Source organism: Rhizobacter sp. P2_D12 (assembly GCF_056404395.1).
In genome coordinates, this window is sequence record NZ_JBFUEB010000013.1 from 58,449 (window position 1) to 79,671 (window position 21,223).

Annotated in this window: 20 protein-coding genes; 7 read left to right on the forward strand and 13 right to left on the reverse strand. The window is 70.3% G+C overall.

The window, feature by feature from the left end:
* Positions 1–9 precede the first annotated feature (9 nt).
* The 4 genes from AC1DYN_RS06475 to AC1DYN_RS06490 all read right to left on the reverse strand — a co-directional run bounded on the left by AC1DYN_RS06475 (position 10) and on the right by AC1DYN_RS06490 (position 2,579).
* Entirely contained in the window at positions 10–699 is a 690-nt protein-coding gene (locus AC1DYN_RS06475; RefSeq protein ID WP_477958296.1) for an ABC transporter permease, read from the reverse strand.
* Positions 700–709: 10 nt separating this feature from the next.
* Positions 710–1,399: an ABC transporter permease gene (locus AC1DYN_RS06480; RefSeq protein ID WP_477958297.1), complete on the reverse strand. Its 690-nt coding sequence runs from the start codon at positions 1,397–1,399 to the stop codon at positions 710–712.
* 6 nt (positions 1,400–1,405) lie between these two features.
* Positions 1,406–2,170 (reverse strand): ABC transporter substrate-binding protein, encoded by a 765-nt coding sequence (locus AC1DYN_RS06485; protein ID WP_477958298.1) that lies wholly within the window; start codon positions 2,168–2,170, stop codon positions 1,406–1,408.
* A gap of 64 nt (positions 2,171–2,234) precedes the next feature.
* Positions 2,235–2,579 (reverse strand): hypothetical protein, encoded by a 345-nt coding sequence (locus AC1DYN_RS06490; RefSeq protein ID WP_477958299.1) that lies wholly within the window; start codon positions 2,577–2,579, stop codon positions 2,235–2,237.
* 154 nt (positions 2,580–2,733) lie between these two features.
* On the opposite strand from AC1DYN_RS06490, the gene AC1DYN_RS06495 reads away from it, so the two are divergent.
* Positions 2,734–3,558, forward strand: a complete 825-nt coding sequence (locus tag AC1DYN_RS06495) for an IclR family transcriptional regulator (protein ID WP_477958300.1) — start codon at positions 2,734–2,736, stop codon at positions 3,556–3,558.
* A gap of 93 nt (positions 3,559–3,651) precedes the next feature.
* Here AC1DYN_RS06495 and AC1DYN_RS06500 read toward each other — a convergent pair whose 3' ends face one another.
* Positions 3,652–5,220, reverse strand: coding sequence for an ABC transporter substrate-binding protein (locus AC1DYN_RS06500; RefSeq protein WP_477958301.1), 1,569 nt, complete (start codon positions 5,218–5,220; stop codon positions 3,652–3,654).
* A gap of 59 nt (positions 5,221–5,279) precedes the next feature.
* On the opposite strand from AC1DYN_RS06500, the gene AC1DYN_RS06505 reads away from it, so the two are divergent.
* Positions 5,280–6,947 (forward strand): Na/Pi cotransporter family protein, encoded by a 1,668-nt coding sequence (locus AC1DYN_RS06505; RefSeq protein ID WP_477958302.1) that lies wholly within the window; start codon positions 5,280–5,282, stop codon positions 6,945–6,947.
* A 380-nt stretch (positions 6,948–7,327) separates the two neighbouring features.
* On the opposite strand, the gene AC1DYN_RS06510 is transcribed toward AC1DYN_RS06505, so the two are convergent.
* From AC1DYN_RS06510 to AC1DYN_RS06525, 4 genes are read right to left on the reverse strand one after another with little or no spacing between them, the layout of a single operon-like run.
* Positions 7,328–8,116, reverse strand: a complete 789-nt coding sequence (locus AC1DYN_RS06510; protein ID WP_477958303.1) for an NUDIX hydrolase — start codon at positions 8,114–8,116, stop codon at positions 7,328–7,330.
* 58 nt (positions 8,117–8,174) lie between these two features.
* A complete protein-coding gene (locus AC1DYN_RS06515; RefSeq protein ID WP_477958304.1) occupies positions 8,175–9,116 on the reverse strand; it encodes a response regulator in 942 nt (313 codons plus the stop codon).
* Between the two features lie 14 nt (positions 9,117–9,130).
* Entirely contained in the window at positions 9,131–10,945 is a 1,815-nt protein-coding gene (locus AC1DYN_RS06520; RefSeq protein ID WP_477958305.1) for a DAHL domain-containing protein, read from the reverse strand.
* A 25-nt stretch (positions 10,946–10,970) separates the two neighbouring features.
* On the reverse strand, positions 10,971–11,960 hold the full coding sequence (locus AC1DYN_RS06525) for a cytochrome-c peroxidase (RefSeq protein ID WP_477958306.1): 990 nt from the start codon (positions 11,958–11,960) through the stop codon (positions 10,971–10,973).
* Positions 11,961–12,180: 220 nt separating this feature from the next.
* On the opposite strand from AC1DYN_RS06525, the gene AC1DYN_RS06530 reads away from it, so the two are divergent.
* Both AC1DYN_RS06530 and AC1DYN_RS06535 read left to right on the forward strand, forming a co-directional pair.
* Positions 12,181–12,636: a type III secretion system chaperone gene (locus AC1DYN_RS06530; protein WP_477958307.1), complete on the forward strand. Its 456-nt coding sequence runs from the start codon at positions 12,181–12,183 to the stop codon at positions 12,634–12,636.
* A 96-nt stretch (positions 12,637–12,732) separates the two neighbouring features.
* Positions 12,733–12,882, forward strand: a complete 150-nt coding sequence (locus AC1DYN_RS06535) for a hypothetical protein (protein ID WP_477958308.1) — start codon at positions 12,733–12,735, stop codon at positions 12,880–12,882.
* 18 nt (positions 12,883–12,900) lie between these two features.
* Here the strand turns inward: AC1DYN_RS06535 and sixA are convergent, their stop codons facing one another.
* Genes sixA through AC1DYN_RS06555 form a run of 4 tightly spaced genes read right to left on the reverse strand, consistent with a single transcriptional unit; the run spans position 12,901 to position 17,358 of the window.
* Positions 12,901–13,362 (reverse strand): phosphohistidine phosphatase SixA, encoded by a 462-nt coding sequence (gene sixA / locus AC1DYN_RS06540; protein ID WP_477958309.1) that lies wholly within the window; start codon positions 13,360–13,362, stop codon positions 12,901–12,903.
* Entirely contained in the window at positions 13,362–15,437 is a 2,076-nt protein-coding gene (ppk1, locus tag AC1DYN_RS06545) for a polyphosphate kinase 1 (protein ID WP_477958310.1), read from the reverse strand. Before ppk1 ends, sixA begins: the two co-directional genes overlap by 1 nt.
* Positions 15,434–16,501: a glycosyltransferase family 4 protein gene (locus AC1DYN_RS06550; protein ID WP_477958311.1), complete on the reverse strand. Its 1,068-nt coding sequence runs from the start codon at positions 16,499–16,501 to the stop codon at positions 15,434–15,436. The genes ppk1 and AC1DYN_RS06550 overlap by 4 nt, the downstream gene beginning before the upstream one ends.
* A complete protein-coding gene (locus tag AC1DYN_RS06555; protein WP_477958312.1) occupies positions 16,498–17,358 on the reverse strand; it encodes a UDP-2,3-diacylglucosamine diphosphatase in 861 nt (286 codons plus the stop codon). The genes AC1DYN_RS06550 and AC1DYN_RS06555 overlap by 4 nt, the downstream gene beginning before the upstream one ends.
* An 87-nt stretch (positions 17,359–17,445) precedes the next feature.
* Here AC1DYN_RS06555 and AC1DYN_RS06560 point away from each other — a divergent pair, with 87 nt between their 5' ends.
* Genes AC1DYN_RS06560 through AC1DYN_RS06570 form a run of 3 tightly spaced genes read left to right on the forward strand, consistent with a single transcriptional unit; the run spans position 17,446 to position 21,211 of the window.
* The gene (locus AC1DYN_RS06560) at positions 17,446–18,378 is read left to right on the forward strand and encodes a hypothetical protein (protein ID WP_477958313.1); all 933 of its coding nucleotides are present in this window, start codon (positions 17,446–17,448) and stop codon (positions 18,376–18,378) included.
* The gene (recJ, locus tag AC1DYN_RS06565; RefSeq protein ID WP_477958314.1) at positions 18,378–20,102 is read left to right on the forward strand and encodes a single-stranded-DNA-specific exonuclease RecJ; all 1,725 of its coding nucleotides are present in this window, start codon (positions 18,378–18,380) and stop codon (positions 20,100–20,102) included. Before AC1DYN_RS06560 ends, recJ begins: the two co-directional genes overlap by 1 nt.
* 2 nt (positions 20,103–20,104) lie before the next feature.
* Positions 20,105–21,211, forward strand: coding sequence for a PQQ-dependent sugar dehydrogenase (locus tag AC1DYN_RS06570; protein WP_477958315.1), 1,107 nt, complete (start codon positions 20,105–20,107; stop codon positions 21,209–21,211).
* Positions 21,212–21,223: the final 12 nt, after the last annotated feature.

Genomic DNA, 21,223 nt, shown 5'->3' on the forward strand with positions numbered 1-21,223 from the left:
AAGGCAGTGTCAGCGGATGGGCGCCAGGTGGCGCAGCCAACGGGTTTCGGCGCGGCGGAACAGCGCCACCAGCACGCCGGTGATGGCCAGGTAGAACAAGGCCGCGGTGATGAAGGCCGGGAACGGCAGGAAGAAGCGCGAGTTGACGTCGCGTGCGACGCCGGTCAGGTCGAGCAGCGTGACGATGCTGGCCAGCGAGGTGGCATGCAGCATCAGCACCGCCTCGTTGCCGCAGGCCGGCAGCGCGCGCCGCAGCGCCGACGGCAGCAGGATGCGGCGCACCATCAGCCCCCACGGCATGCCCAGGCTGCGCGCCGCCTCGACCTCGCCGGGCGGCGTCGCGCGGATCGCGCCGGCCAGGATCTCGGTGGTGTAGGCGCAGGTGTTGACCGCGAACGCCGCCACCGTGCAGAACCAGGCGCTGGACAGCAGCGGCCAGGCGACGCTGCCCCGCACCCATGCGAACTGCGCGAGCCCGTAGTAGACGAGGAACAGCTGCACCAGCAGCGGCGTGCCGCGGATCACCCAGGTGAAGACCCACACCGGCACCCACCAGCGGCGCTTGCTCGACGCGCGCAGCACCGCCAGCGGGATCGCGCCGGCCAGGCCCAGCAGCAGCGCCATCGCCAGCAGGCGCAGCGTGGTCCACGCGCCCTGCAGGTACAGCGGCAGGTTGTCGGCGATGGCGTCCAGGCTCATGGGTCGGTCATCACAGGTGGATGGCCCGAACGCCCGGCGAGCAGCGCTTCTCGACCACCCGCAGCACCAGCACCGACAGCGTCGTGATCGCCAGGTACAGCGCGCCCACCGCGAGGTAGAACGTGAACGGCTCGCGCGTCGCGCCGGCCGCCTGCCCGGCCTTCTGCATCATGTCGTTGAGTCCGATCACCGACACCAGCGCGGTCGACTTCACCAGCACCAGCCAGTTGTTCGCGAAGCCGGGGATCGCCAGCCGCACCATCTGCGGCAGCACGATGCGCCGGAAGGCCTGCGGCGCGCTCATGCCAAATGCGCGCGCCGCCTCGGCCTGGCCGGGCGGGATCGCGAGGATCGCGCCGCGGAAGGTCTCGGCCAGGTAGGCGCCGAAGATGAAGCCGATGGTCGCGACGCCGGCGACGAACGGGTCGATGTCGACGTACTCGTCGATGCCCAGGTGCGGCGCGATCTCGTTCACCGCCAGCTGGCCGCCGTAGAAGACCAGCAGCATCAGCACCAGGTCGGGCACGCCGCGGACCACGGTGGTGTAGATGAGCGCCAGGCCGCGCCAGAACGCCGAGCGCGACAGCCGCGCCGCCGCGCCCGCCAGCCCCAGCAGCAGCGCGACCGCGAGCGAGGCGCCCGCCATGCCCAGCGTCAGGCGCAGGCCCTCGAGCAGGCTCCAGCCGTAGCCGTGCAGCATCGCCGCCTACTGGCCGTAGATGTCGTACGGAAAGTATTTCGCCGCCAGCTTCTGGTAGGTGCCGTTGGCGCGGATCGCCTTGATCGCCGCGTTGAGCCGCTCGCGCAGCGCGGTGTCGCCCTTGCGCACCGCGATGCCCGCGCCGGTGCCGAAGTACTCGGGGTCGCGGTAGTCGGGGCCGACGAAGCCGAAGCCCTTGCCGAGCGGCGTCTTCAGGAAGCCTTCGTCGCCGGCCACCGCATCGACCATGGTCGCGTCGATGCGGCCGGCCGCGAGGTCGAGGTAGACCTCGTCCTGGCTCACGTAGCGCACCACCGTCGCGCCGGTGAACTTGGCGGTCACGTAGCGGTCGTTGATGGTGCTGCGCTGCACGCCGATGCGCACGCCGTTGAACTTCGCGATCGAGCCGTTGATCGGCGAGCCGAGCCTTGCGATCAGCTTGTTCGCGCTGTTGTAGTACTTGTCGCTGAAATCGACGACCTTCAGCCGTTCGGGCGTGATCGCCATCGACGCGACGATCATGTCGAACTTGCGCGACTGCAGCGACGGGATCATGCCGTCGAACTCCTGCTGCACCAGCGTGCACCGCGCCTTCATCTCGGCGCACAACGCATTCGCGATGTCGATGTCGAAGCCCTGGATCTTGCCGTCGGGGCCGACGGTGCTGAACGGCGGGTAGGCGCCTTCGACGCCGACGCGCAGCCGGGACGGGTCGGCCGCCTGCGCGGCAAGGGCAAGCAGCAGCAGGGCCAGCGGAAGCAGTCTTTTCATGGGCGCTCCTATGCAAGTCCCGAACCATACCGCGTTCGGGCGCCGGCCCTCAGCGCCGCCGCGGCTACATCGTCGGATCGGCGTGGCCGATCAGCTTCATGCGCTGCGCGAAGCTGAGCGGGTTGTCGACCGGCTGCTCCTGGCGGGCGGCGGATTTGGCCTCGCCGAACGCGACGGTGCGGCCGATCAGCGCCATGCGGGCGACGTAGTCCCGGCGGCGCTGCGCGTCGGTGAGCGCCGGGCGGTCGGGCTCGACCGGCACCGCATGCTCGCCGGCCTCGGGGGTGCGGCCGATCAGGTGCATGCGCTCGGCATAGGCCGCGTCGTCGCCGGCGGCCGCGGCGCCGGAGGCCCAGGCACCCTGGATCGAGACGACGAGGAGGGCCAGGGTCAACAAGGGGGTCTTCATGGGGTGTTCCTTTCACCGGCCGCCACGCTGGCGGCTGGCGGGTGTTGGGTCGCCCGCGGCGGTGCCGCGTTCCGGCCGGCGGCCCGGCTTTACCCGGCGAAACCTGGCTGCCACACGGCGACATGGGAGGCGGCGTGGGCGATAGACTTCGGCGATGACCTCGCCCGACGACGACGCCCCGCCCGCCCCCACCGCCGCCGAAGCGCCGTCGCCGCGCCCCGGCGACACCTACGTCCAGTCGTTCGCCCGCGGGCTGGGCGTGATCCGCTCGTTCAGCGCCAAGGCACCGCAGCAGACGCTCAGCGAGGTGGCGCAGCGCACCGGCCTCACGCGCGCCGGCGCACGCCGCATCCTGCTGACGCTGGAGGGGCTGGGCTACGTCGAGAGCCAGGGCCGGCTGTTCCGGCTGACGCCGAAGATCCTCGACCTGGGCTTTGCCTACCTGTCGTCGCTGCCGCTGTGGAACCTGGCCGAGCCGGTGATGGAGGCGCTGGTCGAGCAGGTGAAGGAATCGAGCTCGGCCGCGGTGCTGGAGGGCTCGGACGTGGTCTACGTGCTGCGCGTGCCGACGCACAAGATCATGAGCATCAACCTGGGCATCGGCAGCCGGCTGCCGGCCTACTGCACGTCGATGGGCCGCACGCTGCTGGCCGGGCTGCCGCCGGACGAGCTGGAGCGCCGCGTCGCCGCGATGACGCTCGCGCCGCGCACGCCGCACACCGAGACCCAGCCGCAGCGGCTGAAGGAGCTGATCGCGCAGGTGCGGCGCCAGGGCTGGTGCATCGTCAGCCAGGAGCTCGAGGAAGGGCTGGTGTCGCTGTCGGCGCCGATCCGCGACCGCTCGGGCCGCACCATCGCGGCGATGAACATCAGCGGTCAGCTCAACCGCACGCCGCCGGCACACATGCTGGAGGTGTTCCTGCCGAAGCTGCTGCAGGCGGCGGACACCATTTCTCGCCTGCTGCAGATGAAAACGTAGGTTCCATGTCTGCGGTCAAACGGCCGTCATTCCCGTAGCCCGGATGCCAATCCGGGATCGCAATGGCACGGCCGACCCGGATTGGCATCCGGGCTACATCTTCACCCAGCGCACTTCGAGCACGTCGTTGGGCCACTGGACGGCCTTCACCTTCTTCGCCATCGCCCAGCTCAGCGTGCGGCGGTACAGCGGCACGTACGGCATGTCTTCGGCGATCAGCCGCAGCGCCACCCCCACCATCGCGCGCCGCCGCGTCAGGTCGGGCTCGACGCGGATGCTGTCGATCAGGGTGTCGAGTGCCGGGTTGCTGTAGCGCCCCACGTTGAAGGTGCCGGCGCCCTTGCCGAAGGTGTGGAACACGCCGTTCAGCGTCGCCCAGGCATCGGTGGTCGGCGTCCAGCCGAACTCGACGAAGGTGCCGGTCGCCTGGCTGAGCTTCGGGAAGAACTGGTTGGTCGGCGACGAGCGCAGCGTCGTGCGGATGCCCACCTGCGCCAGCATCGCGGTGGCGGCCTGGCAGACGTTCTCGCGCCACGCGATGTTCACGCAGTCCAGCGTCACCGCGAAGCCGTCCGGGTAGCCGGCCTGCGCCAGCAGCTTCTTCGCGGCCGCCGGGTCGTAGGGCAGCCGCTGGTCCAGCTCGGCCAGCGAGCCGTCGACCAGCGGCGACAGGTAGGCGCCGGTCGGCGTCGCCTGGCCGCGCAGCACCTTGCCGATGATCAGGTCGATGTTGATCGCCTGGTACACCGCCTGGCGCACGCGGCGGTCCTTGAAGGGGTTGCGGCCCTTCACGTCGGCATCGAGCAGCTGGTCGCGCGCCTGGTCGAAGGCCAGGTACTGCTGGCCCAGGTCGGCGATCTGCAGCACCGCCAGCGCCGGGTCGGCCTTCAGCCGCGCCACGTCCTGGAATGGCGGGTCGAGCACCAGGTCGACCTCGCCCGAGTTCAGCGCTGCCAGCCGCGTCGCATCCTGGCGGATCGGCAGGTAGGTCACCTCGTCGACGTTGCCGTTGCGCTTGTCGCCGCGGCCCCACCACTGCGGGTGCGCCTTCAGCACCAGCCTGACGTCCGGCTCGTAGCGCTCGAGCCGGTACGGCCCGGTGCCGTTGGCGTTGCGCACCGCGAAGGTCTCCTGCTTGCCGTTGAAGTCCTGGGCCCGCTCGACGCCGTTCTTCTGCGCCCAGGCGTGGCTCATGATGCCGATGAACTGGAACTTGTCGGGGAACACGCTGTCGGGCGAGTTCAGCACGAAGTCGACCGTCAGCGCGTCGACGCGCCGGATCTCGACGATGCTGCCGAGCTGGAAGGCGCGCTGCGACGGCGGCTGGCGCGCCCGCTCGACCGAGAACGCGACGTCGTCGGAGGTCATCGCCGAGCCGTCGTGGAACTTCACGCCCGGGCGCAGCTTGAAGCGCCAGGTCTTGTCGTTCAGCGGCTGCCACGACAGCGCGAGCGACGGCTCGAGCCGGAACTGCTCGTCGCGCGTCACCAGCGATTCGTAGACCTGGGTGATGACCCGCGTGTGGTACAGCAGCGCCAGCGCATGCGGGTCCAGGGTCTGCGGGTCGAAGCCGCTGGCCACCCGCAGGCTGGCCGCCAGCGCCGGCGTTGCCGTGCCGCAGCAGGCCAGCAGGAACGTCACCATCGCCAGCAGTCGCTTCATGCCATCCCCCGAGGTCGATGCCGCCATGATCGCAAAGTTTTGGGTTACAACCGCACTTCATGCAGCACCTGTTGAACCTCCTCGCCGCGATCGCCCTGCTGGTATGGGGCACGCACATCGTGCGCACCGGCATGTTGCGCGTCTTCGGCGAGAACCTGCGCACCGTCATCTCGCGCAGCGTGCGCAACCGCTTCGTCGCGCTGCTGGCCGGCATCGGCGTCACGGCGCTGGTGCAGTCGAGCACCGCCACCAGCCTGATCGTCACCTCGTTCGTCGGCAAGGGCCTGATGGACACCGGCGCGGCGCTGGCGGTGATGCTGGGCGCCGACGTCGGCACCGCGCTGATGTCGGTGGTGCTGTCGTTCGACCTGTCGTGGGTGTCGCCGCTGCTGATCCTGGCCGGCGTCGTGATGTTCCTGTCGCAGGAAGACCGCGGCATCGGCCGCGTCGGCCGCGTGATCATCGGGCTCGGGCTGATCACGCTGGCGCTGCAGCTGATCGTCGCCGCCACCGAGCCGCTGACGCGCTCGCCGGCGGTGCGTGCGATGCTGATCGGCCTGCCCAACGACGTGCTGCTCGAGATGACCATCGGCGCGGTGCTGGCCGTGGTCTCGTACTCCAGCCTGGCCACGGTGCTGCTGGTGGCGATGCTGGCCAACGCCGGGCTGCTGCCGACGCCGGTGGCGCTCGGGCTGGTGCTGGGTGCCAACCTCGGCACCGGGGCGTTGCCGCTGCTGGCCACGGCGCGCGGCTCGGTGCAATCGCGCCGCATGCCGCTCGGCAACTTCCTGTTCAAGCTGATCGGCTGCGCGGTCGTGGTGCCGCTGCTGCCGCGGGTGCACGTGCTGCTGCAGGATTACGTGCCGACGGTGCTGCAGCAGGTGGTGGTGTTCCACCTGATCTTCAACATCCTTCGTGCGCTGCTGTTCATCGCCGTCACGCCCTGGGTCGGGCGGGCGCTGGACCGCTGGCTGCCGCAGCCGCGCGCCACCGGCACCGACCGGCCGCGCCACCTGGATCCGCTGGCCCTGGGCTCGCCGTCGGTGGCCATCGCGTGCGCGGCGCGCGAGGCGCTGCACCAGGCCGACGTGGTCGAGACCATGCTGCGCGGCATCCTGCCGGTGTTGCGCTACAACGACCTGGCGCTGGCCGAGCAGCTGCGCAAGATGGACGACGTGGTCGACGAGCTGTATTCGGCGATCAAGTTCTACCTGACGCAGATCTCGCGCGAGGCGCTGTCCGAGCGCGAAAGCCGGCGCTGGACCGACATCGTGTCGTTCACGATCAACATGGAGCAGATCGGCGACATCATCGAGCGCGTGCTGCAGGACATCGAGGACAAGAAGGTGCGCAAGAACCGCAGCTTCTCCGATGCCGGCATGGCCGAGATCGTGCACCTGCACGAGCGGCTGATGTCCAACCTGCGGCTGGGCATGAGCGTGTTCCTCGACGGCCACGTGCGCGACGCGAAGCGGCTGCTCGAAGAGAAGGCGCGCTTTCGCGACCTGGAACACGAATACGCGGCCAGCCACATCGCGCGGCTGCAGGAGAACACCACGCAGAGCATCGAGACCAGCTCGCTGCACATCGACCTGATCAGCGACCTGAAGCGCATCAACTCGCACATCTGCTCGATCGCCTACCCGATCCTGGAGTCGGCCGGCGCCTTGTCGCAGACGCGCATCCGCCATTCGCAGCTGGCGGCTCTTTCGTCGGATGAGAGTTAGGCCCACCAGTCGCTTCGCTGCGCTCGCTCCGATCCCGGATTGGCATCCGGGCTACCAATTCCCGTAGCCCGGATGCCAATCCGGGTTGTTCGCACGACACCGCTGGTTCGGCAAAGGCGCGGGTGGGCAGGCTGGGCGCGCCAATGAGGATGGAGCGCCGGAGCTGGCTGGTTTCAAGGCCCGCGTGCGCCAGCACGCTTCGTGGACTGGCTTGTCGCCGACTGTTTGACCACAGCGAGCGCAGCGAGCGGCGGGAGTTTCGGCGACGAGCCTTGAAAGCAGGCAGCGCAGGGGAGTCATCGCCCCCAAGGGCGATGACCGCTCCATCCGGCGCGCCCCAGCCTGCCCGCCCGCGCCTTTGCAAGCGCCGCCACTCGGGCCTAAAGAAACTTGTGCCGCCGCAGCCAGTGCACGTGCACCAGCGCGGCTTCGAGCGTGAAGACCCCCGCCTGCAGGCTCTCGACCAGCTGCCGCGCCGGCACGCAGTCGAAGCCCTCGACCTCGCCGTCCTGGTTGTCCGGCTCCAGCCCTTCGGGGATCTCGGCCTCGAACATCTCCATCTGCTCGACCATGTAGCCCAGCTCGTCGAGCGGGCGGCGCACCAGCTGCCGGCCGAGCGGCCGCACCTGGCGCAGCGCCGCCACCTCCAATCCGGCCTCTTCCCAGGTTTCGCGGTGCAGCGCGGACGCCACCGTCTCGTTCACCGACAGCAGCCCGCCGGACAGCGTGTCCCACTGGCCCGGGTCGGTCGCCTTGTCGAAGGCCCGCTGCTGGACCCAGACCCGGCCGTCGCCGGTGTAGCCGACCAGGTGCACCGCCACCGTCGTGATGCCCAGCGGGCGCACCGCGGCGCGCTCGATCAGCGCCTGGCGCTCGCCATGCTCGTTGGGCACCGCCAGCAGCTCGTTGCGCCAGGCACCGGACAGCTCGCGTTCGTGCAGCCAGCGGGCGATCACGGCCAGCGCCGCATCCCCCGGCCCGTCGACCTGCCAGCCGCCGGCGCGCGGGCGGATCGGCAGGTCGGCTTCGGCCATGTGGCGCGCGAGCAGCGGCTCGATCGAGCCGATCACCGCGTCGGTGGCCTGCAGCCACAGGCGTTCGCGCAGCACCAGGGGAGGCTGGTCCGCGCGGGCCAGCAGGTCGTTCAACCAGGTCGGGGTGTCGTCCATCGTGCCCGTGATGGTATCGGCACCGGCCGGCCCCACGGGCCCCGGGGGTCGGGGATGTTCAGGCGCTGAAGAGCCGCAGCCGCGAGGTCATCGCCTTGATCGCCTGCAGCAGCCCGCGCGCGGCCGGGGTGTCCGGCTCGGCGACCCGCACCGTGCGCTGCAGCGCGACGTGGCGCGAGTCGGCCATGCAGCGCCGGTGCTCCTTCATCGCGCCGGACACCGCCAGCTGCAGCACCGCCGGGCGGATCGGCTTGCTGGCGAAGCGGTAGATGCGCGCCTGGTTGATCAGCCGCACCACCTCGTCGGCATCGGTGTGGCGCGCCAGCATCACCGTCATCAGCGCCGGGAAATGCGTCTTCAGCGCGTGCAGCAGCTGGCCGGTGTCGCAGCCGCCCACCTGCGATTCGCAGACCATCACGCCGATGTTCTCGCGGGCCAGCAGCTGCAGCGCGACGCTGACGCTGGCGGCGCGGAACAGCGGGTGCTCGCCGGCGAGCGCCTGGCGGATCATCTCGCTGTCGTCGTCGTTGTCGTCGAGGATCAGCACGCCCGCCGGCGCCTGCGGACCGGCGCGCCCGGCCGATCCCGGCGGCGTGACGATGGGCGCGGGCTTCGATTGCATCAGCGCGATGTCGGCGGCCTCGGCCAGCGTCACGCGGATCGCGTCCTGGTCCCAGGGCTTCGTGATGAAGCGGAAGATCTGGCCCTCGTTGACCGAGCCGACGATGGCCTCCTGGTCGGCATAGCCGGTCAGCAGCACGCGCACCGTGGCCGGCGACAGCATGCGCACCTTCGCGAGCAGCTCCACGCCCAGCATGCCGGGCATGCGCTGGTCGCTGACGATCACGTCGATCGGCTCGCGCTGCAGCACCTGCAGGGCCTGCTCGCCGCCGCCGGCGGTGAACACCTCGTAGGTGCTGCGGAACATCACGCGCAGCAGGTTGATGATGCGTTCCTCGTCGTCGACGAACAGGATGCGGGCTTTGCGTTGCGAGGTCACGGTGGGGGCTCCGGTCAGGCAGGCTGCAGCTCGCCGGCGGGCTGCATGCGGGGTTGCGAGGGGGAGGTGGCGGGCCGCGGCTGCGCCTCGCGGGCGCGCACCGGCAGCAGGATGGAGAACACGGTGCCGACGCCGGGCTCGGTGTCGACGAGGATCTTGCCGCCGTGCTCCTGGATGATCTTGAACGAGATCGACAGCCCCATGCCCGTGCCCTTGCCGATCGGCTTGGTGGTGTAGAACGGGTCGAAGATCTTCGGCAGCACCTGCGGCGGGATGCCCGTGCCGTTGTCGCGGATCTCGATGCGCACCATGTCGTCGCCCTCGGGCGCGGTGCTCAGCGTGATGACGCCGGGCTGCGCGCGGCCCTCGGGCATCGCATGCACGGCATTGGTGATGATGTTCAGGAACACCTGGTTGACCTGCGACGGCGAGCACTGGATCTTCGGCAGCCCGGGCGTGAACCGGCGCTCGATCTCGACCGTGTTCTTCAGCAGGTTGCGCGCCAGCAGCAGCGTGCTCTCCAGGCCCTCCTCGACCGCGAACTCGCTGACCTTGGCGCGGTCGAGGCGGCTGAAGTTCTTCAGGTTGGTGACGATCTCGGCGATCTGCTCGATGCCGTGGATGCCGTCGGCCAGCAGCTGGCCCATCTCGTCCATCACGCGGCTGCCGGCCACCTCGCGGGTGCTGCGGTCGAGCTCGCGGGCGGCGTCGTGCAGCTGCACCTTGTCGCGCAGCGTGCTCGGCAGGTGCAGCATCTGCGAGAACTTCAGGCTCTGGCTGGCCAGGTCGGCCACCGGCGCCACCTGTTCGCGCAGCACCTCGAAGGTGCCCTTCACGTAGGCGAGCGGCGTGTTGATCTCGTGCGCGATGCCGGCCACCATCTGGCCCAGCGCCGACATCTTCTCCGACTGCACGAGGTGCATCTGCGACTCCTTCAGCTCCTCGTTGCTGCGGCTGAGCGCCTGGTTGACCTGGTTCAGCTGGCGGTAGCTCGCGAACAGGCGCCAGCCCGCATACGCCAGCGCCAGCAGCAGCAGCACCGAGTACGCGACCAGCACCCAGCGCCAGGTCTGCTGGGCCGCCAGCAACTTCTCGTGCTCCAGCTCGTGCATGTCGGCCAGTTCGTCGAGCGCGGCGGCGGTGGGCAGCGCGGTCAGCTCGGCCAGCAGGCGCGCACCGGCGCGTTCCTGGCGCAGCACCATCGCGGCATGCGCCGCGAAGCCGGTGGTGGCGCGTTGCGCGTCCGGCGGCAGGGTCTGGGCGACCACGCGCAGCTGCGCGATGCTGTCCTCGACCAGCTGGCCCGACGTCGCCTCGGGCGTGTTGACGTACATCAGCACGTTGAGCAGCACGTGATCGACCCCCGCCGCCGCCTCGGGCTCGCCGAACAGGGCCTGCAGTGCCTCGTTGGCGGCAAAGGGCAGGTAGCGCGTGGAGTTGCGCAGGATGGAGTGCTGCGACTTGAAGCGGTCGACCAGCTGCACCTTGCGGTCCATCGCCTTGCGGTAGTTGTCGATCAGCGGCTGGATGCGCTGCAGGCTGTCGCCGCGGCCGCCCCAGAAGCGGTCGGCCTTGCTGCGCAGCGTGCCCTCGAGCAGTTCCATCGCCGGCAGCGGGCTCGCGACCGGGTCGTAGCTCGCGTTCAACCCCGTCTTCGAGCGCAGCACGTCGACGTTCCATTCGGCATCGATCTGCTTGAGCTGGCGCAGCACGGCGGCGACCTCGCCGTACTCGCCGCGGTCCAGGCCGGCCGTGCGGCTGACCAGCAGGCCGAGCAGCGCCACCAGYACGGTGGCGAGCAGCAGATTGAACCAGCGTCTCTTGTTCATCGGTGTCTTTCGCAGGCAGGGGCGGTCAGGGCAGGTTGCGCGGCTCGAGCGGCTGCCCGCGCAGCTCGCCGGTCAGCGTGCGCAGGAACTTGACGACCAGTTCCTTGTCCTGCGGCGGTGCGGGGCGGCCGAGCTGCACCCTGAACATGGTGTCGACGGCCTCGTCGAGCGTGCGCGCCGAGCCGTCGTGGAAATACGGCGCCGTCAGGGCGACGTTGCGCAGGCTCGGAACCTTGAAGAGGTGCTTGTCGGCGGGGTCGTGCGTCACGTTGAAGCGGCCGAGGTCGGCGTCGGTCAGCGTGCGCTCGGCGAAGTAGTCGCCCATCACGCCGAACACCTGGAACATGTTGCCGCCGACGTTGACGCCCTGGTGGCACGCGACGCAGCCGTAGTTCTTGAACAGCAGGTAGCCGCGCTGCTCGTCGGCGCGCAACGCGGTCTTGTCGCCGCGCAGGTACTTGTCGAAGCGCGAGTTGGGCGTGGTGAGCGAGCGCTCGAAGGTGGCGATCGCGTCCTGGATGTTGCGCGGCTGCAGGCCGTCGCGGTAGGCCTCGCCGAAGGCCCCGACCAGGGCCTTGTCGCGCGACAGCTTGCCGATCACCTGGGCCCAGTTGCTGCCCATCTCCTTCGGGTTGTGCACCGGGCCGGCGGCCTGCTCCTCCAGCGATGCGGCACGGCCGTCCCAGAACTGGCGGAAATTGAAGCTGCTGTTCAGCACCGTCGGCACGTTGATCGGGCCGACCGCGCCACCGATGCCGATGGCAGTGACGCGGCCGTCGACGCCTCCGCGGTCGAGTGCGTGGCAGCTCGCGCACGACAGCGTGTCGTCGCCGGACAGGCGCTTGTCGTGGAACAGCTTGTCGCCCAAAGCCACCTTGCGCGCATCGAGCCGCACGTCGAGCGGGATCGGGCGGATCGGCTCCTCGGACTGCGCCCAGGCCTGCCCGGCGGCGAAACCGGCCAGCGTCGCGCACAGGACCGCGGCGGCAAATCGTTCGGCATTCAACCAGGCCATGCAAACCTTTCTGTCGTTGATCAGGCGATGTGTCACTGCACGCAAGGACTATCGACGCTGGGTGTCACTCGCTGTAAGGAATTGCCGCACAAGTCGGCCCTCCGAAAAGTCAACAACTGACAACCGGCCGGGACGATCGTCTGGCGTGCACCGGGAACCGGATCCGGCGGGTCGTTACTCAGCCCGCACGACTGGCTTGCAACAACCGATTGACGTTCCCATGAGCGACACCTTGCGGATCCTGATGGACGGTTTCTCCCGCCGCATCGGCGGCGGCCGCTTCGAGTGCGATGCAGAAGGCCACGTGCAACTCGTGGTCGACGACAGGTTCGTCGTGAGCCTGCTGCACGAGCCCGTGATGGCGCGCATCCACCTGTTCGCCGAAGCCGGCTGCATGCCCTTCGGCCCGCCGAGCGACGATCCCGGGCGCTGGCAATCGAGCGAAGAGAAGATGGATGCCGACGGCTTCTCGTCGGCGCTGCGCTGGCACGCGGCGACCGGTGCCTTGCTTCAGATGGCAAGCGCGCCGGTGGCGCTGCTCGACGAGGTGCGGTTCGCGCTGTGGCTGAAGACCTTCCTCGACCAGCTGAGTGCGCTGGCCGAGGTGGCGGCAGCCGGCCCGGACATCGAGAACCCCGAGGTCATCGACATGGATGACCAGCTGGCGATGGCTTGAGTTTCAACCGACGAAGCGAAGGAGTGAACCATGACATGCATGATTCGAGGCAGCGCGCTTGCGCACCCTGTGTCTTCGCCTGGAACCCCCCCGGGCATGCAGAACACCTGCCCGTTCGAAGGCCACGTCCTGCGCCAAGGGCGTGGGCCGCAGCAACGCCTGACTCCCGCGCAGCAGCAGCAATGCCTGCACGGCGATCACGAGATTTCTGCGGAACTCACCGCGCTGCTGAACGCGCAGCACTGACGCGGCAGCGCGCCGGCGCTACAGGCAGTCCGGCCCCTGCACGGCCTGCAGCACCACCTCGACCCCACCTTCGCGCTCGCGCTGGCGCAGCCACCAGACCGCACCCTTCTTGACCGCCCACGGCTGCGGCTGGCCGGTCAGCAGCAAGGCCGCCACCTGGCCGAGCGTCGGCTGGTGACCCACCACCAGCACCGGCTCGCTGGCCTCGCCCCAGCGCACGGCCTTCAGCACCACCTCGGGCGCCGCCTCCGGCGCGATCGCCGCCAGCGTCTTGAACGACTTGTCCAGCGCCTTCGCGGTCTGCTGCGTGCGCAGCGCCGGGCTCGCCAGGATGCGCGTCGAATGCGCGATGCGCTGGTTCAGCCACTCGGCCATGCGCTGCGCCTGGCGTTCGCCCTTGGCGGTCAGCGCCCGCTCCAGGTCGTCCTGGCCGTCTTTGATCACATGCGCCTCGGCATGCCGCCACAGGATCAGGTCCATCACGCCGCTCCCGGTTGCTTCAGCGCCAGCAAGGCCCGCTGTGCGCTCGGTCCGTCGGTGCCGACGCGCTCGTAGCTGCCGTCGGCGTGCAGGGTCCAGGCATCGCAGCCGTCGTGCAGGTAGGGCACGAGGCATTCGTCGATCACGCGCTGGCGCACCGCGGCATCGCGCACCGGCCAGGCCACCTCGATGCGGCGGAACATGTTGCGCCCCATCCAGTCGGCACTCGACAGGAACAAGGCCTCGTCCGCCTCTGCCTCGCCCCAGCGGAAGTACAGCACGCGCGAATGCTCCAGCAGCCGCCCGACCACCGAGCGCACGCGGATGCGGTCGGTCTGGCCCGGGATGCCCGGCGGCAGCATGCAGGCGCCGCGCACGATCAGGTCGATGTCGGCGCCGGCCTGGCCGGCGGCCACCAGCGCCTCGATCAGCGGCACGTCGGTCAACGCGTTGATCTTCGCGACGATGCGCGCCGGCCGCCCCTGGCGCGCCGCATCGGCCACCTGGTGGATGTGCTGCACCATCTGCCGGTGCAGCGTGAACGGCGCCTGCAGCAGCTGGCGCAGCGGGCGCATCTTGCCCAGGCTGGCGAGTTGCTGGAAGACGGCGTCGATGTCAGCCGTCATGTCGCCGTCGCCCGTCAGGCAGCCGACGTCGGTGTACAGGCGCGCCGTCTTCGGGTTGTAGTTGCCGGTCGACAGGTGACCGTAGCGGCGCAGCCGGCCATCCTCGCGCCGCGTCACCAGCAGCAGCTTGGCATGCGTCTTCAGCCCGACGATGCCGTACACCACCTGCGCACCCACCGCCTCCAGCCGCTCGGCCCAGTTGATGTTGGCCTCCTCGTCGAAGCGCGCCTTCAGCTCGACCACCGCCATCACTTCCTTGCCGCGCCGCGCCGCCTCGATCAGCAGGTCCATCAGCGGCGATTCGCTGCCGGTGCGGTAGATCGTCTGCTTGATCGCCAGCACGTCGGGGTCCTCGACCGCCTCGCGCAGGAACTGCATCACCGGCTCGAAGGATTCGAACGGGTGGTGCATCAGCACGTCGCCGCCGCTGCGCAGGCGCTCGAAGATCGACTGGTCGTGCCGCAGGCCCTGCGGCCACGGCGCCTCGTGCTTCGGGAAGCGCAGCGCCGGCGCATCCGCGCCGTCGATCAGCGCGTTCAGCCGCACCAGGTTGACCGGCCCGTTGACGTGGTACAGCGCGGCCTGCGGCAACGCGAACTGCATCAGCAGGAATTCCGACAGCTCCGGCGGGCAGGTGTTGACCACCTCCAGCCGCACCGCCTGCCCGAAATGCCGTGTCGTGAGCCCGGTGCGCAAGGCCTGGCGCAGGTTGGCGACGTCTTCCTCGTCGATGGCCAGGTCGGAATCGCGCGTCAGCCGGAACTGCGAGAAGGCCTCGACCTCGCGCCCCGGGAACAGATCGGCCAGGTGCGCGCGGATCACGCTCGTCAGCAGCACGAAGGCCTGGCCGTTGCCGGCGATGTCGTCGGGCAGGCGCATCACGCGCGGCAACACGCGCGGCACCTTGACGATCGCGATGGTGTTCTCGCGCCCGAAGGCGTCCTTGCCGCCCAGGCGGACGATGAAGTTCAGCGACTTGTTGGCGACCTGCGGGAACGGGTGCGACGGGTCCAGCCCCACCGGCACCAACAGCGGGCGCACCTGGCGCTGGAAGAAGTTGTCGACCCAGCGCCGCTGCGCCTCGTTGCGCTCGCTGTGGTTCAGGATCTGGATGCCCTGCAGCTTCAGCGCCGGCATCACCTCGTCGTTGAAGCAGCGGTACTGGTCGTCGATCAGCAGGTGGGCATCGGCGGCCACGCTGGCCAGGTCGCGCGCCGACACGCCGGCGCCCGGCTGGCGCACCGCCTCGATGTAGTCGGCGAAGCGGACCTCGAAGAACTCGTCCATGTTGGACGACACGATGCAGATGTAGCGCAGCCGCTCGAGCAGCGGCACGTCCTCGCGCCGGGCCTGGGCCAGCACGCGGCGGTTGAATTCGAGGATGGCGCGTTCGCGGTTCAGCAGCGCTGGCATCAGCGGTGCCGGCGGCGAAACGGTCGACGGGGTCATCCGACGAGTTTATGAAGCTTTTGCGACGGTTTCGTGACACCCATGTCAGCGCCGGGACCGGCCGGCACCAGGTGCCCGAGGAATTCGCGGCAGACCGGCTCCCAGCCGAATTGCAGCGCCCGCTCGCGCGCGCGATCTCGCGGGATCTCCAGTGCCTGCAGTGCCGCGCTGCGCAGATCGTCGTGCAACACACCGCCATCGCGCCCGTCGTGCTTCGGCGCCACCACGTCCAGCGGGCCGGCCACCGGGTAGGCGGCGACCGGCGTGCCGCAGGCCAGCGCCTCCAGCATCACCAGCCCGAAGGTCTCGGAGCGGCCGGGGAACACGAACACGTCGGCGGCGCTGTAGATGCGGGCCAGCTCGGGCCGCGTCACCACGCCGCGCCAGTGCACCTGCGGGTACTCGCGCTGCAGCCGCTCCTGCAGCGGCCCGACGCCGTAGACCACCTTCGAGCCCGGCAGGTCCAGGTCGAGGAAGGCCTCCAGGTTCTTCTCGTAGCTCAGGCGCCCGACGTGAAGGAACACCGGCCGCGGCAGCCCGAAGTCAGCCCCGGGCACCGGCTCGAACAGGCCCAGGTCGACACCGTGCGACCAGCGGCGCAGCGGCTTGAATCCGTAACCCTGCAGGATGTCGTACATGCCGGCGGTCGGCACCATGATGCCGCTGGACTTCGCATGGAAGCGGCGGAACCAGGCGTAGCCCCAGCTTTCGGGCAGGTGCAGCGCACGCGCCAGGATCTCGGGGAAACGGGTGTGGAAGGCGGTCGTGAACGCCAGGCCGCGCTTGAGGCAGTGCGCACGGGCCGCGCCGCCAAGCGGGCCTTCGGTCGCGATGTGGATCGCGTCGGCCTGCGCGGCGTCGATGCGGCGTGCCACCTCGCGGCCGGGTCGCCACGCGAGCTCGATCTCGCGGTAGCCCGGGCAGGCAAAGCGCCTGAAGCCCGACGGCTCGATCATCACCACCTCGTGGCCGAGTTCCGCCAACCCCTGCTGCAGCTCGACCAGCGTCGTGACGACGCCGTTGACCTGCGGCTTCCACGCGTCGGTGACCAGCAGGATCTTCATGCCGCCACCGTCACAGCGGTCGTGGGTGCCGGCGCGCGGTCGCGCAGCACCTGCGCCCAGTCGACGATCTCGAGCCGCCCGTCGGCGTGCTCGACCAGCGCGGTCAGGCTCTCGACCCAGTCGCCGTCGTTCGCATAGGTGATGCCGTCGATGTCGCGCAGCTCGGCATGGTGGATGTGGCCGCAGACGACGCCCTGCATGCCGCGCCGGCGCGCCTCGCGCGCCACCGCCTGCTCGAAGTCGCCGATGAAGTTGACGGCCCGCTTGACCTTCAGCTTCAGGTACTTCGACAGGCTCCAGTACGGCAGCCCCAGGCGCGCGCGCAGCGAATTCAGGTGCCGGTTCAGCTTCAGCGTGAACTCGTACAGCGTGTCGCCGACGTGCGCCAGCCACTTGGCGCACTGGATCACGCCGTCGAACAGGTCGCCGTGGATGATCCACAGCCGGCGGCCGTCGGCGGTCTCGTGCACCCACTCCTCGGCCACCTCGATGCCGCCGAACTCGTGCCCGACGTAGCGGCGCGCGAATTCGTCATGGTTGCCCGGGATGAAGACGACGCGCGTGCCCTTGCGCGCCTTGCGCAGCAGCTTCTGCACCACGTCGTTGTGCGCCTGCGGCCAGTACCAGCTGCGGCGCAGCTGCCAGCCGTCGACGATGTCGCCGACCAGGAACAGCGTGTCGCACTCGACGTGCTTCAGGAAATCGAGCAACGCCTTCGCCTGGCAGCCGGGCGTGCCCAGGTGCAGGTCGGAGATCCAGACGCTGCGGTAGCGCCGGCGATCGGCGGACGGTTCTTCGTCGTCCCCGGGGTTGTCCGAAGGACCGGTCCACGCGCGAAGAAAAGCGTCTCTTTGCATGGACGCCCAGCTTCGCCCAGCGGGATGACGCGGTGGTGGCAGGGCGATGACGCGGCGGTGACGGTGCGCGCGTCCGATAATCCACCGATGCACCTGTTGATCCCCTGCGCCAGCACGCTTTCCGACGCTGGCCTGCCGGCCCTGCGCGGCCTGGCCCTTCCCCACCTGCAGCGCCTGCTGCCCCGCATGACCCCCGGCGACCGGCTGGGCAGCGACGAATATTCCCTCAGCACCCCGGCCGAGCAGGCCCACGCCCGGCTGCTCGGCTGGCAGGCGCCGGACGGCTGCCTGCCCTGGGCGGCCCACGCGGCCGCGGCCGACGGCGTGGCCACCGGCGATGCCGCCTGGGGCCTGCTGACGCCGGTGCACTGGCACGTCGGCGCCGAGCACGTCAGCGTCGGCTACCCGGATTCGCTGCACCTGAGCGCGCAGGAATCGCAGGCGCTGTTCGAGGCGGTGCGCCCGCTGTTCGACGGCGAAGGCTGGCAGCTGGCCTGGGGCTCGCCGATGCGCTGGTACGCGTCGCACGACTCGCTGGACGGGCTGCCCACCGCATCGCTCGACCGCGTGATCGGCCGCAACCTCGACCTGTGGATGGGCAGCCACCCGCAGGCGCGGCTGATCCGGCGGCTGCAGAACGAGGTGCAGATGCTGCTCTACCAGCAGCCCCTGAACGACCACCGCGCCGGCATCGGCGCGCTGCCGGTCAACTCGTTCTGGCTCAGCGGTTGTGGCCGCGCCCAGCCGGCGGCCGACAGCGCCGGGCTCGTCATCGATGGCCGGCTGCGCGCGCCGCTGCTGGGCGAGGACTGGTCCGACTGGGCCGAGGCCTGGCGCGCGCTCGATGCCGGGCCGCTGCGCACGCTGCTGGAACGCCACGATGCCGGCGCCCCGGTCTCGCTGACGCTGTGCGGCGAACGCTTCGCGCAGCGCTTCGATGCGCAGCCGCAGGGCTGGTTGGCCCGCGTGGCGCGGCGCTTCGGCGGCAGCGCGCCTGCGGCCGTGCTGGAGGCGCTGTGATGGCGGCCGGCGTGCAGATCACCCGCCGCRACGCGCCGCCGCGCACCGTGTGGGCGCTCGAGCAGGCCGGCGTGCACCCGCTGCTGGCCCAGCTGTTCGCGGCGCGCGGCGTGCGCCACAACGACGAGCTCGACGACGGCCTGGCACGACTGATCCCGCCCACCGAGCTGCTCGGCGCCCCGGCCGCGGCGGTGCTGCTGGCCGACGCCATCGCCGCGCGCAAGCGCATCTGCGTCGTCGCCGACTACGACTGCGACGGCGCCACCGCCTGCGCCGTCGCGCTGCGCGGCCTGGCGCTGCTGGGCGCCGCGCCGGGCACGCTGCAGCACGTGGTGCCCGACCGCGCGGTGCACGGCTACGGCCTCACGCCGACCATCGTCGACCTGGCGATGGGCCTGCGGCCCGACCTGCTGCTGACGGTGGACAACGGCATCGCGAGCATCGCCGGCGTCGCGCACGCGCGCGCGCTCGGCCTCGACGTGCTGGTCACCGACCACCACCTGCCGGCCAAGGAAGGCGAGCAGGTGGTGCTGCCGGACGCCAGCGTGATCGTCAACCCGAACCAGCCCGGCTGCGGTTTCGCGAGCAAGAACCTCGCCGGCGTAGGCGTGATGTTCTACGTGCTGCTGGCGCTGCGCAGCGAGCTGCGCACGCGCGGCGCGTTCACCGCCGAACAGCAGCCGCGCCTCGATGCGCTGCTCGACCTGGTCGCGCTCGGCACCGTCGCCGACGTCGTCAAGCTCGATGCCAACAACCGCCGGCTGGTCGCGCAGGGCCTGCGCCGCATCCGCGCCGGCAAGATGCAGGCCGGCGTGGCGGCGCTCTTCAGCGCCGCCGGGCGCGATGCGTCGCGCGCCAGCGGCTTCGATTTCGGCTTCGCGCTCGGGCCGCGCATCAACGCCGCCGGGCGGCTGTCGGACATGTCGCTGGGCATCGAATGCCTGCTCACCGACGACCCGGCGCGCGCCGTGCAGCTGGCGCAGACGCTGGACGGCATCAACCGCGAGCGCCGCGAGGTCGAGGCCGGCATGCGCGAGCAGGCCGAGGCCATGCTCGAGACGCTGATGCCCGAGGGCGATGCGCCGGCGGCACTCTCGATCTACGACCCCGAGTTCCACGAAGGCGTGGTCGGCATCGTCGCCGGGCGCCTGAAAGACCGGCTGCACCGTCCGACCTTCGTGTTCGCGCTCGGGCAGGACGGCCTGCTGAAGGGCTCGGGGCGATCCATCGCCGGCTTCCACCTGCGCGATGCGCTCGACCTGGTGACCAAGCGCCACCCGGGCGTGCTCAAGCGCTTCGGCGGCCATGCGATGGCGGCCGGCTGCACGCTGGCCGAAGAGGATTTCGAGACCTTCGACGGCGCGCTGCAGCAGGTGGCGCGCGAGTGGCTCGATGCGGCCACGCTGTCGCGCACGCTGCTGACCGACGGGCCGCTGCCGGCGCAGTACTTCAACGCCGAGACGGTGCGCTCGCTCGATGCGCAGGTCTGGGGCCAGTCCTTCGAACCACCGCTGTTCTGCGACGAGGTCGAGGTGGTGTCGCAGCGGCTGGTCGGCGAGAAGCACCTGAAGCTGTCGGTGCGGCATGCCGGCGCACTGCGCGACGCGATATGGTTCGGCCACACCGAGCCGGTCGGCACGCGCGTGCGGCTGGCCTACCAGCTGCGGGTCGACGACTACAACGGCCAGCAGCGCATCCAGATGGTCGTCGAAGGAGTGGGATGAGCATGCGCAAGCCCTGGATCCATGCCGCGCTGGCGGCGCTGCTGAGCCTGGCGGCGCTGGCTGCGCACGCGCTGGACACCGTCACGCTGACGCGCGGCCTGCAGAACCCGTGGGGCCTGGCCTTCCTGCCCGACGGCCGCATGCTGGTCACCGAACGGCCGGGGCGCATGCGCGTGATCGCGGCCGACGGCACGCTGGGCGAGCCGCTGGCCGGCCTGCCGGCGGTCGATGCACGCGGCCAGGGCGGCCTGCTCGACGTGGCGATCGACCCGAAGTTCGCGGGCAACAAGCTCGTCTACTGGAGCTACGCCGAGGCCGGCAGCGGCGACGACGCCGACAAGAACGGCACCGCGGTCGCGCGCGGCAGGCTGCAGGGCGACCGGCTGGTCGACGTGGCAGTGATCTTCCGGCAAAGCCCGAAGGTGCGCAGCAGTGCGCACTTCGGCTCGCGGCTGGTGTTCGCGCGCGACGGGCGGCTGTTCGTCACGATGGGCGACCGCTTCAACCGCCGCGACGATGCGCAGGACCTGTCCAACCACCTCGGCAAGGTGGTGCGCATCGAGGCCGACGGCCGCGTGCCGGCCGACAACCCGTTCGTCCAGAACGCCGGTGCCAAGCCCGAGATCTGGAGCTACGGCCACCGCAACATGCAGGGCGCGGCGCTGCACCCGCAGACCGGCGCGCTGTGGACGCACGAGCACGGCCCGCAGGGCGGCGACGAGGTCAACCTCGACGAAGCCGGCACCAACTACGGCTGGCCGGTCATCACCTACGGCTGCGAGTACGGCAGCTGCGCGCCGATCGGCGAAGGCAAGGCGAAGGCCGGCATGGCGCAGCCGCTGACGGTGTGGGTGCCGTCGATCGCGCCCAGCGGCATGGCCTTCCTGACCAGCGACCGCTACCCGGGCTGGAAAGGCAGCCTGTTCGTCGGTGCGCTGACCGGGCAGCGGCTGGTGCGGCTGCAACTCGACGGCAACAGGATCGTGAAGGAAGAACGCCTGCTGGCCGATCTGCACGAGCGCATCCGCGACGTGCGGCAAGGGCCGGACGGGCTGCTGTACCTGCTGACGGACAACAGCCCGGGGCGCTTGCTGCGGGTCGTGCCCTGACGTGCGTCCCGG